Here is a 13,519-nt window from a genome sequence, read left to right on the forward strand (position 1 = left end):
TTCCAGCCACCCAGCTGGGACATACAATCCACTTCGGCCACGGCCGGCCCCGTTTTGTTGCCTCGAGAACAACAATTCTGCCGGGTCGGCCGTGCGCCTCTCTCCCCTCAGTTGGGAGAAGAACCAAAAAAAACCGGCGCCCGAAGGCGCCGGTCCCACCCAGTGGAAAAACCGCCCGCGGTTCAGAACGAATAGCGCACGCCCACATAGGCGCGGCGCGGCTCGACCCAGGCGTTGGGCCGGCCGAAGTCGTACACGCCGTCGCCGTCGGCCAGGGCCATGTGGCTGATGGCCATCTGCTTGTTGAGGACGTTGAACACGTCCACGAAGAACTCGAGCTGGCCCACCGCCAGTTCCTTCACGTACTTGGCGCGGACGTCGAGGGTGTAGTAGGACGGGCCGGTGTTGGCGCCGACCGTGTTCGGCAGCACCCAGGTGTCCCACACGCCGCCGTGCTCGTAGCCGTCCTCGTCCATGATCGGCAGGTAGCGCGAGGAGATCAGCTGCGAGGTGGTGTACAGCATGCCGCTGTTCCAGTTGAACACCGCTGACAGCTCCACGCCGATGTCGAACTCGTACGAGCCGAAGGCCTTGAACTGGTGCTTGATGTTGCCGGGCTGCGGACCGTACATGTTGGGCGCGCGCGGGTCCAGCGCGATCCAGTCGCCCTGGAAGTCCGCGTTGGAGTCCGAGTTGGTGTTGCCCTTGGCGTCGTTGTAGGTGTACGACACCATGCCCTGCCAGCGGTCGGTCTTGAACTTCTGCAGGGTGACCTCGATGCCGCGGTAGTCGCGCTTGCCGCCGGCCAGCGTGGCGATCACGTAGTTCGAATCCGGCTTCTCGCTGTAGCCGAAGTACGAGTACGGCAGGTAGTACAGCGAACCGGGGCCGGCATAGCCGAACCAGTCGGGATCACCCGTGGGCACGTCCGGGTCCGAGTACAGCGTCAGGTCGTAGTCCTCCAGGACGTCGCGGGTCTTGCGCTCGGTGTAGGTGACCGACAGGCTGATGTCGTTGCGGAAGGTGGTCGAGTAGCCGATCAAGAATTCGTCCGTGTACGGCGTCTTCGTGGACGGCGCGAACAGGGCGTCCGGGGTCTTCGGGCCGCCACGACTGCGGAAGGTCAGCCAGCGGTCGCCGAGGAAGATCTGCTCGTGCAGCTCCGGGCCGGTCAGGTTGCCGGCGAAGTCCGCCATGTTGGTGCGGATCGGGTCGTAGTAGCGGCCGCCGAAGGCCCAGATCTTGCTGCGGCCGTCGCCGAACAGGTCGTACACCACCGACAGGCGCGGCGCGACGTCCCAGTCGAACTTGGCGGACTTGTCGCCGCGGGAGTCGTAGTGGATCCATTCCTCGGCACGGATGCCGGCGTTGACCGTCCACTGGTTCAGCGTCCAGGTGTCCTGCAGGTAGAACGCCTTGCCCTTGGTCTTGACGCTGTACGGCGCCGCCGCGACCTCGATGATGCGGTAGTTGTTCACCTGGCCGGTGGGGTTGCCTGCGGTGCCGGTGAACCGGTAGGCCATGACCTCGTCCGGGGAGATGGTGCCGTCCCCGTTGGCGTCCAGCAGGCTGGTGAAGTAGGCCTGGTCCGCGGCGCTGGCGTTGGCGATGCCGAAGCCGCCGGTCGTGCCGAGGATGCGCGGGATGTCGCCCTGTACGATGGAGCGGGTGCCCGACCAGCCTGAGCCCACGAAGTCGGCGAACGACACGCCGGCATTCTCGGCGGCGATGGAGCTGTAGCGGGCGCCGTCGCCGGAGATGCGCGAATCCTCGAAGTACTCGTTCTCCGTGTAGGTGAAGCCGCCCTTGATGGTGTGCGTGCCGAACGAGGTGTCCAGGAAGTACTCGGCGCTCAGGCCGAACTCGTCGCGGTTGCGCTCGGTGATGAGGATGGTGCCGCCGCCGCCCTGGCTGCGCTCCTCCACCGTGGAGGGGCGCCGGAAGGCCACGTTGTTGAGCGAGATGTCGGTGACCGACGGGAAGTTCGACACCTCGCCCTCGTGTGTGAAGGCATAGGCGCTCAGCAGCAGGTTCTCGCCGGTGCGGGTGTACTCCAGCTTGTAGTTGTCGCCGCCCTGCTCGCGCGCGGTGTCGCGGTTGTTGAGCGTGGTCGAGGAGGTGCTGCCGTTGCGGGTGTACGGGTCGTTGAAGAAGATCGCGGTCAGGCGGTCGGCTTCGGTGATCTGCCAGGTCGCCTTCAGGAAGGCCAGGTCCTGGTCGGTCTTGACCGTGCGCATGAACTCGCCGGTGGAACCGTTGAGCACGTCCTCCTCACGCCCCTTCTTCTGGTAGGAGGCGAAGAACCACAGCTTCTCCTTGATGATCGGGCCGCCGAGGGTCAGCGCCGTGTCGTAGGTGGAGAAGCCGCCGGAGGTGCTGTGCTTGTCGCGGGCCACCAGCGAGTCGTTCTGCAGGTAGTAGTTGATCGAGCCGTGCCACTCGTCGCCGCCGGACTTGGTGACCACCTTGGAGATCAGGCCCGCGCCGCCGGCGTACTCGGCCGGCACGCCGCCGGTGATGACCTGCTGCTCCTGGATGATTTCCGAGTTGAAGTTCGCTCCGAAGGTGCCGGTGTCCGGGTCGGTGACGTCCACGCCGTCGATGATGTAGACGTTGTCCGAGGAGGTGCCGGCCGCACCGCCGATATCCTGGTAGTTGACGCCGGACTTGGACGAAGGATTTCCGCTGGGGCTGGGCTTCACGCCCGGGACCAGCTGCAGGTAGCTCTGGTAGCTGCGGCCGGTGGGCAGCGACTCCACCATCTGCAGGGTCAGGGTCGTACCCACCGTGGCAGAGGTGGTGTCGATGGCGGCCAGCGAGGCACCGGTGACCACCACGGCATCCAGGGTGGTGGCGTCCACGCTCCTGCCGCCGCCGCCCAGGCTGTAGCCCAGGCTCAGGTTCCTGCCCGACACGACCGCTACGTTGGAGGCGGTGTATTCGTTGTAGCCGTCGGCGTTGATCTGCACCGTGTAGTTGGTGGCAGGGTCCAGGCCCTGCAGGCGCACCGTGCCGTCCTCGCCGGTCACGCCGCTCTTGCTCACCAGGCTGTCCGGAGAACTGACCCTCACCGTGGCGCCGGCGACAGGCCTGCCGTCGGCACCGGTGATGGTGATGCGCAGGCCACCGGGGTCGGCCGCCCAGGCGGTTCCGGCGATGCACATGCCCAGCGCCAGGCTGAGCATGCTCCGCCTGATGCTTTTCGCGCGAGAAGGATTCTTCATGTCGGTCACTCCACCATCCCCTGTAGTTGGATAAGGACTGGATCGCGACCCGGCACACGAAGAGCGCACGGAGCAGCAAGTGCCGGGCCAGCCGGCACTGTGAACACTAATGGAGCATGAACGAGGCACCGGTTAACTGGAATATAACCAGCTCTTTTTCAGCCATAAACAGTGCGCATTTGGATTCATGAGAAACCTTTTCATTGCAAAACCGTTGATCGGCATCGTTTTTCTTTCCGGCGTGAAATAAACGATTCAGTGTTTGATAAAACCAAATAGCGGCACCGCGGGCGCTCCCCGCCAATGCATCGGTGACGGGACGGACGCCTGCCCTCCGGTGGAAGGCTCCCACCACGGCCTGGCCCCGCCATCACGGGCATCCAGCGGGCGGGAGGTTTGGTTTCATCCGGGACGGTCCGGGCACGACGGCATGGGGAATTGGCTGCATCGGGCAGGATGCGGCCGGCATGCGTCTCCCGCGCGCCCCGGTACGCGGGTCTCCCCGCCCGGAATCCACGGCCGGGCCCGCATGCGCGCACGCCGGACGGGAAAAGAAAAAGGCCGCCGGCGCGGGCCGGCGGCCGAATCAGGAGAGAACCTCCAGGCTTAGAAGTCGTAACGGGCCGTCAGACGCACGGCGCGCGGCGAGGAGTACAGCAGCTCCTGGCCGAACCGCGGATCCGGCGTCACGCGGTCGGAGGCGTAACGGCCGTACCAGGGGGCCGCGACCTGCCGGTTCAGGACGTTCAGCACGTCCATCTGGAAGGTCAGCTTGTTGTTGGCCCAGTTCGGGGTGTAGGCCACGTTGAGGTTCAGCTGGTAGGTCCAGGGATTGGTCCCGGCCGAGCCGCGCGGCGAGAACCGGTAGTCATCCGAAGGCGGCACGTAGCCGGGCGAGCTCGGGTCCGTGCCCGTGCCGGCCAGGCCGCAGAAGTAGTAGTACGAGCCGTTGTACAGGCCCGCATCCGCGGTCGGGTAGTAGCTGGTGCACGAACGCGGACGGCCGGAGGCCACGATCAGCGACGCACCGGTGCGCCACTCGGGCGACCACTGGTAGAAGCCGAAGGCCTTCAGCTGGTGCTTGCGGTGGTTCGGCAGCGGGCCGCTGGCACCGACCATCAGCTGCGGCAGGTCCCAGTCCTGGGTCACCGACACGTCGGACTGGCCGCCGGAGCCGGTGTCCAGGTCGGAGTGCAGCTGGCCCTCGGTGTTGCCCCAGTTGCGCGAGAAGGTGTACTCGACCTTGCCCCACCAGTTGTTGGCGAAGGCGTGCTCGACGAACAGGTCCAGCGCGTAGTAGCGGCGCTTCAGGTCGGGCAGGGCCAGCTCCTCGGCGGTGTAGTGCACCTTCTGGAAGCTGCCGTCGGCCTGCTCCTCCCAGAACGTGTTGCCGCGGCCCGGGTTGAAGATGAAGCAGCCGCCACCCAGCGCCGGGGTGCAGGTATCGTCGATGGCGCTCTTCAGGTCGCGGTAGGTCAGCTTCGCGCCCCAGGCGAGATTGTTGCCCAGGTCCTGCTCCATGCCGACGATGAACTCGTCCTGGAAGTGGGACTTCAGGCCCACGGCCGCCACGGTGCGCGGGTCGGGTGCGTTGCCGCACTCCAGGTTGGACGAGATCACGGTGCTGCTGCCCGGGCACAGGTAGCCGACGTCGGTGACCGGGACGTTCACCAGACCGGTCGGGTTGCCCTTCTCGTCCACGCCGGTGTAGGTGAAGTACTCCTGGGTGTAGAGCGAGCCGGAGGCGGCGCGCACGGCCACGTTGTTCGGCAGGGCCAGGTGGTAGCGGCCGGCGTTGGCGAACAGCTTGAGGCTGGAGTCGCCGTTCACGTCCCACGAGGCGCCGATGCGCGGGGCCAGCTGGTGGCGCTGCTTCACGTACGGCTCGCCACCGCCGGTGTAGTTGGTGAACTGCTCGTTGCGCAGGCCCAGCACCAGCAGGAAGTTGTCGGTGACCTGCCAGCGGTCTTCGATGTACTGGGCCGACTGCTCGGTGCGGACCTTGGCCACCTGGGTGTAGTACTGGCGGCGGACGTAGTAGCCCTGGGTGCCCAGGCCGCCGGCGGCCGCAGGAGCGCCCACACCGTGCGAGGCGTCGATCGGGGCGTTCGGATTGTTGGTGCGCGAATACACCCAGACGAAGCCGCCACCGTACTCGGTGCCGGTGTAGGACTCGGCATCCATCGAGTCGAAGCCGATGCGGATGTCGTGGTTGCCCAGGCGGTAGCCGACGTCCAGGCGCCAGCCCTCGGTCTCGTCGTAGGCGCCCGGCAGGCTGACCGTGCCCGCGGTCCAGCAGCCGGCGTAGTTGGCCGCCGGGATGGACGGATGGCGGCTGGCCGCGCTGGAGGAGGTGCGCGGGCAGGTCGGGTCGTAGCCCCACGGATCCTGGGAATGCTCGATCTTCTGGCGGCCGTACAGCGCCGACAGGGTCAGGTCGTCGGTCAGGTAGCCGGTGTACTTGGCCACGTACAGCTTCGAATCGTCCTTGTCCCTGGTGCCGGCGTTCTGCTCGGTGCCGTGGGTGAAGTCCTCGTAGTTGAAGGTGTAGCCGGCCGACTCGTACTCGGTCACGTCGGAAATGCCGGTGAACTCGAGCATGTGGTAGTCGTTGATGTTCCAGTCGAGCTTCACCGCCCAGCGCGGATACTCGTACTGGTACTCCTGGTAGGCGTTGGTCGTGGTCGGCGCCGCCGTGCGGGTGCTGGCCACGCCCGCGCCCTCGCGCCGGGTCTGCTCGACGTCGGCGTAGATGAACAGGCGGTCCTTGACCAGCGGGCCGCTGACGTAGGCGCCAAGGGTGGCTTCCCAGGACAGGTTCTTCTTGCGGTACTGGTAAAGCGTGCCGTCGGTGCGGCGGGTCGGATCCGGATGGTCCGGGCCATAGAAGCCGGTGTTCGGGTAGTAGTAGTTGCGCGGCGAGGAGCGCAGCGCCTCCGGCGTCCAGATGGTGTAGACGCCACCCTTCCACTCGTTGGTGCCGCGCTTGGTGACGATGTTGATCACGCCACCGGTGGAGCGGCCGAACTCGGCGCCGTAGCCGCCGGTCAGGATCTGCTGCTGGCCGATGGCGTCGAACGGCAGTGTGGTGTAGCCCAGCGAGGTCAGCGGGTTGGTGACCGGATAGCCGTTGATGTAGTACGCGTTCTCCGAGGAGGCCGCGCCGCCGAAGCTCGGGATGGTCTGGCCGTTGCCGTCGCGGTAGCTGTCGTTGCGCACCACGCCCGGCGCCAGCAGGGCGACGCTGGCGATGTCGCGGCCGACGGAGATCTTGGACAGCTGGTCGGCGGTGAACACCGTGCGGGTGTCCACCTGCGACACGTCCACCACCGGGATGTAGGCGCCGGTGACCTCCACGCGCTCCAGCGTCTGCACGTCGCCGCGGAACGACACTTCGGTACCGCCGGCGATGGTCACCAGCACGTTGTCGCGGACACTGATGGTCTGGCCGTCCTTCTGCAGGGTGACCCGGTAATTGCCACCCGGAAGGTCCGAGGCACGGTAACGGCCGTTGGAATCCACGTTCAGCGTTCGGGTCTGCCCGGTATCCAGGTTCTGGATGACCACCGTGGTGCCCGGTTCGGCCGGCGCGACGCCGAAGATGCTGCCCGTGACGGACTGCGCCTGCACGGCGCCCGCAAAGCACATGCCCAGTGCGATGCAGAGCGTGGTGCGCCTCAGGCTCTTGGGAATGCGTCCCCTGTTCACATACGCCATATTCGGTCCCCTAAAGGATCTGGAAAGACGAACAACCCGACGCGAGATTTCCGAGGAAACCTTCACCCCGGATTAATGCGAATGTAACAACCAAGCCGCCAATCCGGGCAAGGGGAATGCCTTGACAAATAACAAATTGTTATTTCGATTTTCTCCACCCTCGAAACTGAACAGGAGCAATCGCACCCCTGCAAATCCACCAGCAGAACAAACGCGCCCGATCCGGCATCGCCTGCCCGGAGGGCGCGGCACGCCGACCGGCAGGGGCAACGCCGCAGGCCGGGTGTCGAACGGAACGGAAAGAAAAGGAGAGGACCGGCCCGTCCCGGCGGGCCGGCATGCGCTCAGGCGCGGTGATAGGGATGGTTGGCCAGCATCGCCGCAGCGCGGTACAGCTGCTCGGCCACCACCAGCCGCACCAGCATGTGCGGCAGGGTCAGCGGTCCCAGGGACCAGAGCTCGTGCGCGGCGGCACGCACCTCGGGCGCGTGCCCTTCCGGGCCGCCGATCAGGAAGGCCAGGTCGCGGCCCTGCTGGCGCCAGTGCGCCAGGCGCCGGGCCAGCTGCTCCGAGCTCCACTGCTTCCCGGGCACGTCCAGGGCCACCACGTGCGCGTTTCTCGGCAGGGCGGCCAGCACCCGCCTGCCTTCCTCCCCGATCGCCCGCTGTGGGTCGCGGCCCCTGCCGCGCAGGCCAGGCTCGATCTCGACCAGCTCAAGCGGCAGCCAGTGCGACAGGCGCTTGCGGTACTCGGCGAAGCCTTCGGCCACCCACGACGGGGCGCGCTCGCCGGTGGCGATCAGTCGGGCCTTCATGCGGGGATGATACGCCGCCGCGCCACCACGGCCGGCGGCCCGGCAGTCGCACGGAAGGAAACGGAGCGCCGGCTCAGCCGGCCAGTTCGTCGCGCGGCTGGTCGCCGACGGTCCACAACCGCTCCAGTGCGTAGAACTCGCGCACGCGCGGCAGCATGATGTGGACGACCACGTCGCCCAGGTCCACCAGCACCCACTCGGCCTCGCGCTCGCCCTCCACGCCCAGCGGGGTCACGCCCAGCTGCTGCTTGGTCTGCTTGATCACCTCGTCGGCGATGGACTTCACGTGCCGGGTCGAGGTGCCGGAGGCGATGACCAGATGGTCGGTGACGCTGGTCTTGCCGCGCACGTCGATCTCGACCACCTCCTTGGCCTTGAGCTCCTCGACCGCGGCGCGGACGGTGGCCAGCAACGCCTCGGCGGACGGCGGCGGTTCGGGGAGTCGGGTCTTGATGACGTGGGCCTGGCTGCTCAAGAGGTTCTTCTCGGGTCGGGACGACCGTGCCGATTATACCGGCGCGGCGGCGGGCGCCGTGTTCAGGGCGCGCGATAGAGGCCGTGGTCGCGGATGTAGGCGGCCACCGCCGCCGGCACCTGTGCCTCCCAGTCCGGCTCGCCGGCGGCAATGGCCCGGCGCACCGCGGTGGCCGACTCGCCGCGCAGCGGCTGGCGCAGGCGGTACACGCGTCCGGCCGGGGCCGCGGCCAGCGCCGCCGGCTCCTCCGTCCAGCGCCCCGCCATCGCCGCGGCCAGCGCCTCCGGCAGCACGTCCAGGTCGCCGCCGGCGGCGCGCTCGGCCACCACCAGGTGGGCCAGCTCCGGCAGGCATTCCCACTCCTTCCAGGTGGGCAGCGAACGGAAGCTGTCGGCGCCCAGCAGCAGGGCCAGCGGCGCGTCCGCGGCCAGCTCGGCGCGCAGTCCGCGCAGGGTGTCCACGGTCCAGGACGGCCCCGGGCGGTGCAGCTCGCGCAGGTCCACGCGCAGGCGCGGATCGCCCGCCACCGCCAGTTCCAGCATGCGCGCACGGTGCGCCGCGGCCGCGCCCGGCGGCGGCCGGTGCGGCGGATCGGCCGCCGGGGCCAGGATCACCGGCACGCCGAAGGCGGCGGCGGCGGCGCGGGCAATGGCCAGGTGCCCGGCATGCACCGGATCGAAGGTGCCGCCGTACCAGAGCCGGAGCACGTCAGCGCCCCCCCCCCGCCAGCAGGCGCGTGGCCGGCGCCTCGGCCACGGCCAAAAGCAGGCGCTCCAGCAGCTGCCACGGGTCACCCGGCCCGCGGCCCTTGGCCGCGCGGTCGATGCGCGAGGCGTAGGCGACGAAGCGGGTCCAGCGCAGCGGCGCGGAATGCCGTTGCAGGGCGCGGCGGAACGGCGCCTGGCGCGCCTCCCACAGGCCCTGCGCCTTCATCTCCGCGGCCAGGTTGGCGCCGCGCGCCTGGGCCTGGGCCAGGGCGGCGCCGCGCAGCAGCTCGCGCACCACCATCGGCATCAGCCCGGCCACCTGCTCGCCCTCGGCGCGCAGCCCGGCCAGGATCCGCCGCACCTGCGCTGGCTGTCCGGACAGGGACGCCTCCAGCAGGCGGAACACGTCGTAGCGGGCGGCGTCGGCCACCAGCGACTGCATGGTGGCCAGGTCCAGCGTCCCTTCCGGCGCCAGCAGCGCCAGCTTGTCGATCTCCTGGGCGGCCGCCAGCAGGTTGCCCTCCACGCGCTCGGCCAGGCCCTGCACCGCCTCGGGAGTGGCGCGCAGGCCGCGCTCGCGCAGGCGGCGGTCGATCCAGGCCGGCAGCTCGTGCGGCTTGACCGCCCAGGCGATGGCGACCACGCCGCAGCGGGCGATGGCGTCCACCCACTTGCCGTGGTGGGCCTTGCTCCACTCGTCGGCGACGATCAGCAGGTGGGTGTCCGGCGGCGGATCGGCACAGAAGGCACCGATCACCTCCGCCCCGGTCCTGCCCGGCTTGCCCCCGGGCAGGCGCACCTCCAGCAGGCGGCGCGGGGCGAACAGGCCTGGCGCGGCGAAGCTGGCCGCCAGCGCGTTCCAATCCGGCTCGCGGCCGTCGAACTCGAACACCTCGCGCTCGGCGCCGTCGGCGCGCGCGCGGGCGCGTACCGCGTCGGCGGCCTCCAGCACGTGCAGGGGTTCCGGACCGGCGATCAGATAGGCCGGCTGCAGGGGCTGCTTGCCGGCCTGGGCGGCCAGCTGTTCGGGCCGCAGTTCCATCAGTCGGCAGGCGCGGGCTGCGCCGCCTCGCCCGGACGGTGGGCCACGCCGGCACGGACCACGCTGTCCACGCGCCGCAGGATCGAGGCGGCCATCTCGCGGCGCAGCTCGTCGGCCAGGATCTCGCGCTCGGTGCTGGTGCCGGTGGCGTTCACCGGCGGGGAGACGTAGTCGCGCGCCAGCTCCACCGACTGCTGCGGCACCAGCTCGGTCCCGTCGGCCAGTCGGAAGGCGAACACGGTGGCGTAGCGCAGGCTGAACTCCTGGGCGCGGCCGCGCTCGTCCACGGCGATGGGCAGGTCGCCCCAGCGCTCGGACAGGATCTCCAGGCGTGCCACGCTGCCCGGCACGTCCCGGCGCACCTCGTCCTCGGCCACCTCCACGCCGGCATTGCGCAGGCTGCGCTCGAGGATGGTCACCAGCTCGCTGTACGGGGTCGTCGACACCACCCGCACCGGCGGCGTCTCCTCCGGCAGGGCCAGGCGGTCGCGCAGGTGGAAGCCGCAGCCGGCCAGGGGCAGCGCGGCGGCCAGGAGGAGCAGGAACCGGACGGTGGTGGGCGCGGATCGGGTCATGGGGCAAGTCTGGACGAGCGGTCCGGGAGCGGCAACAGGCGCGCAGCCTGACCGATCCTCCGTGAACGCCGCTTGAGAGGGTCCGGCGCCCGGGCCGGTGGCGCGGCGGCCCGGGACGTCCGCGCGGGCGGACGGAAACGCCGGGGGCGGGCGGCGGCCGGGGCCGCGCGCCCGCCGTCGCATCAGTTGGCGACGATGTTGACGATCTTGCCCGGGACGATGATGACCTTGCGCACCGTCAGGCCTTCCAGGTACTTGGCCGCGTTGGGCTCGGCCTTGGCCAGCGCCTCGATCTGCTCGCGCGGGGCGTCGGCGGCCACCTCGATGGTGCCGCGCAGCTTGCCGTTGACCTGCACCGCCAGGGTCACCGCGTCGCGGACCAGCGCCGCCGGGTCCGGCTGCGGGAACGGGACGTCCTCCAGCAGCGTCTCCGGGTGGCCCAGCACCTGCCACAGGTGGTGGCAGGCGTGCGGGGTGATCGGGTTGAGCAGCAGCACCGCCGCCTCCAGCGCCTCCTGGCGCACCGCGCGGCCCTGCCCGCTGGCGTCGTCGAACTTCGCCAGGGCGTTGGACAGCTCCATCACCGCGGCGATGGCGGTGTTGAAGCTGTAGCGCTTGCCGTAGTCGTCGTTGACCTTGGCGATGGTCTCGTGGGTCTTGCGGCGCAGCGCCTTCTGCCCGGCGTCCAGCGCGGCCACGTCCAGCGCCGGGGCCGGGCCGGCCTCGGCGTGGCGGTGCACCTGGTTCCACAGGCGGCGCAGGAAGCGGGCCATGCCCTCCACGCCGGCCTCGTTCCACTCCAGCGACTGCTCCGGCGGAGCGGCGAACATCGAGAACAGGCGCACGGTGTCGGCGCCGTACTTCTCGACCATGGCCTGCGGGTCCACGCCGTTGTTCTTCGACTTGGACATCTTTTCGACCGGGCCGATCTTCACCGGCAGGCCGTCGCTGCGCAGGCGCGCGGCGACCACGCGGCCGCGCTCGTCGCGCTCGACCTCCACGTCGGCCGGGTTGAACCACTCGCGCGCACCGTTCCCGGCCTCGCGATAGTAGGTCTCGGCGATCACCATGCCCTGGGTGAGCAGGTTCACCGCCGGCTCGTCGCTGTCCACCAGCCGCGCGTCGCGCATCAGCTTGTGGAAGAAGCGGAAGTACATCAGGTGCAGGATGGCGTGCTCGATGCCGCCGATGTACTGGTCCACCGGCAGCCAGTAGTTGCCGCGGCGGTCCACCATCTCCCGCGCCTTGGGCGAGGTGTAGCGTGCGTAGTACCAGCTCGACTCCATGAAGGTGTCGAAGGTGTCGGTCTCGCGCTCGGCGTCGGCGCCGCACTCGGGGCACTTGCACTTGCGCCACTCCGGGTCGGTCTTGATCGGCGAGCCGACGCCGGTGAACTCCACGTCCTCGGGCAGCAGCACCGGCAGCTGGTCCTCCGGCACCGGCACCGCGCCGCAGCGCGGGCAGTAGATCACCGGAATCGGGCAGCCCCAGTAGCGCTGGCGGCTCACGCCCCAGTCGCGCAGGCGGTAGTTGACCCGGCGCTGGCCACGGCCCTGGCGCTCGAAGCGCTCGGCCAGGGCCTCGAAGGCGCCGCGGTAGTCCAGGCCGTCGAACTCGCCGGAGTTGACCAGCTCCAGGTCCTCGCGGGTCTTGTCGCCGTACCAGTCACGCCAGGTGTGCGGATCCCAGGTCGCCTCCTCCTCGTTGCGCGGGGACTTGAGGCGGATCACCTGCACCTTGGGCAGGCCGTACTTGCTGGCGAACTCGAAGTCGCGCTGGTCGTGGCCGGGCACGGCCATCACCGCACCGGTGCCGTAGCCCATCAGCACGAAGTTGGCCACCCACACCGGCACCTTCTCGCCGGTGATCGGGTGCACGGCCTTCAGGCCGGTGTCCATGCCGCGCTTTTCCTGGGTCTCCAGCTCGGCCTCGGACACCCCCCCCTTGCGCAGCTCGGCCAGGAACGCGGCCAGCTCCGGGTTGTTGGCGGCCACCTTCTGCGCCAGCGGGTGCTCGCCGGCGATGGAGACGAAGGTCACGCCCATCAGCGTGTCCGGGCGGGTGGTGAACACCACCAGCGGCTCCTGCGGCCGGCCCTCGGCGTCCACCACGTCGAACTGGATCTCCAGGCCCTCGGAGCGGCCGATCCAGTTGCGCTGCATGGTCTTGACCGCCTCCGGCCAGCCCGGCAGGTCGTCCAGGCCGTCCAGCAGCTCCTGGGCGTAGTCGGTGATGCGCAGGAACCACTGCGGGATCTCGCGCTTCTCGACCAGCGCGCCCGAGCGCCAGCCGCGGCCGTCGATGACCTGCTCGTTGGCCAGCACGGTCTGGTCCACCGGGTCCCAGTTGACCACCGCGTTCTTGCGGTAGGCCAGGCCCTTGCGCATCAGGCGCACGAACATGCGCTGCTCGTGCACGTAGTAGTCCGGCGTGCAGGTGGCGAACTCGCGCGACCAGTCGATGGCGTAGCCCAGCAACTTGAGCTGGGCACGCATGTGCTCGATGTTCCTGTAGGTCCACCTGGCCGGCGCGACCTTGTTCTTGATCGCGGCGTTCTCCGCCGGCAGGCCGAACGCGTCCCAGCCCATCGGCTGCAGCACGTTGTAGCCCATCATGCGCTTGTAGCGGCTGATCACGTCGCCGATGGTGTAGTTGCGCACGTGGCCCATGTGCAGCGCACCGGACGGGTACGGCAGCATCGACAGGCAGTAGAACTTGGGCTTGTCGGACGACTCGTCGACCTCGAAGGCGCGGGTGTCCTCCCAGAACTTCTGGGCGGCGGCCTCGACCTTGCGCGGATCGTAGGAGGCGGTTTCGGGAACGGCGGACATTGCGGCTCGAACGGCTGCGGCAAAGTCGCCAAGGGTACCGCAGCGCAGCAACGCACTCCACTTGGCGGCGGCGGCGCGCCGGACCGGGCTACCATCGGCCCCAGGCCACCGGAGCCCCGCGCATGGACCCGAC

8 protein-coding genes are annotated in these 13,519 nt (G+C 69.2%); all 8 read right to left on the reverse strand.

What is annotated here, in order from left to right:
* Nucleotides 1-182: 182 nt before the first annotated feature.
* The 8 genes from CR938_RS12080 to leuS all read right to left on the reverse strand — a co-directional run bounded on the left by CR938_RS12080 (nucleotide 183) and on the right by leuS (nucleotide 13,386).
* Nucleotides 183-3,185, reverse strand: a complete 3,003-nt coding sequence (locus CR938_RS12080) for a TonB-dependent receptor (protein WP_246191083.1) — start codon at nucleotides 3,183-3,185, stop codon at nucleotides 183-185.
* A 645-nt stretch (nucleotides 3,186-3,830) separates the two neighbouring features.
* Nucleotides 3,831-6,932, reverse strand: coding sequence for a TonB-dependent receptor (locus tag CR938_RS12085; RefSeq protein WP_246191084.1), 3,102 nt, complete (start codon nucleotides 6,930-6,932; stop codon nucleotides 3,831-3,833).
* Nucleotides 6,933-7,285: 353 nt separating this feature from the next.
* Entirely contained in the window at nucleotides 7,286-7,756 is a 471-nt protein-coding gene (rlmH, locus tag CR938_RS12090) for a 23S rRNA (pseudouridine(1915)-N(3))-methyltransferase RlmH (RefSeq protein ID WP_162125256.1), read from the reverse strand.
* A 73-nt stretch (nucleotides 7,757-7,829) separates the two neighbouring features.
* Nucleotides 7,830-8,231 carry a ribosome silencing factor gene (gene rsfS / locus CR938_RS12095; RefSeq protein WP_162125257.1) on the reverse strand — a complete coding sequence of 134 codons (402 nt, stop codon included), beginning with the start codon at nucleotides 8,229-8,231 and terminating at the stop codon, nucleotides 7,830-7,832.
* Between the two features lie 62 nt (nucleotides 8,232-8,293).
* Complete coding sequence (gene nadD / locus CR938_RS12100) at nucleotides 8,294-8,938, reverse strand: nicotinate-nucleotide adenylyltransferase (RefSeq protein WP_162125258.1); 645 nt, start codon at nucleotides 8,936-8,938, stop codon at nucleotides 8,294-8,296.
* 1 nt (nucleotide 8,939) lies between these two features.
* On the reverse strand, nucleotides 8,940-9,980 hold the full coding sequence (gene holA / locus CR938_RS12105) for a DNA polymerase III subunit delta (protein WP_162125259.1): 1,041 nt from the start codon (nucleotides 9,978-9,980) through the stop codon (nucleotides 8,940-8,942).
* Nucleotides 9,980-10,555, reverse strand: coding sequence for an LPS-assembly lipoprotein LptE (locus tag CR938_RS12110; protein WP_246191085.1), 576 nt, complete (start codon nucleotides 10,553-10,555; stop codon nucleotides 9,980-9,982). The genes holA and CR938_RS12110 overlap by 1 nt, the downstream gene beginning before the upstream one ends.
* Nucleotides 10,556-10,737: 182 nt before the next feature.
* The gene (gene leuS, locus CR938_RS12115) at nucleotides 10,738-13,386 is read right to left on the reverse strand and encodes a leucine--tRNA ligase (protein ID WP_162125260.1); all 2,649 of its coding nucleotides are present in this window, start codon (nucleotides 13,384-13,386) and stop codon (nucleotides 10,738-10,740) included.
* Nucleotides 13,387-13,519 lie beyond the last annotated feature (133 nt).

The sequence above is a fragment of the Pseudoxanthomonas taiwanensis genome, assembly GCF_010093135.1.
Lineage (GTDB): Bacteria > Pseudomonadota > Gammaproteobacteria > Xanthomonadales > Xanthomonadaceae > Pseudoxanthomonas > Pseudoxanthomonas taiwanensis.

Excerpts from the sequence above, each read along its gene's own strand:
- rlmH (WP_162125256.1), bottom strand. The coding sequence starts at position 7,756 with ATGAAGGCCCGACTGATCGCCACCGGCGAGCGCGCCCCGTCGTGGGTG.
- CR938_RS12110 (WP_246191085.1), bottom strand. The coding sequence starts at position 10,555 with ATGACCCGATCCGCGCCCACCACCGTCCGGTTCCTGCTCCTCCTGGCC.
- CR938_RS12080 (WP_246191083.1), bottom strand. The coding sequence starts at position 3,185 with ATGCTCAGCCTGGCGCTGGGCATGTGCATCGCCGGAACCGCCTGGGCG.
- holA (WP_162125259.1), bottom strand. The coding sequence starts at position 9,980 with ATGGAACTGCGGCCCGAACAGCTGGCCGCCCAGGCCGGCAAGCAGCCC.
- leuS (WP_162125260.1), bottom strand. The coding sequence starts at position 13,386 with ATGTCCGCCGTTCCCGAAACCGCCTCCTACGATCCGCGCAAGGTCGAG.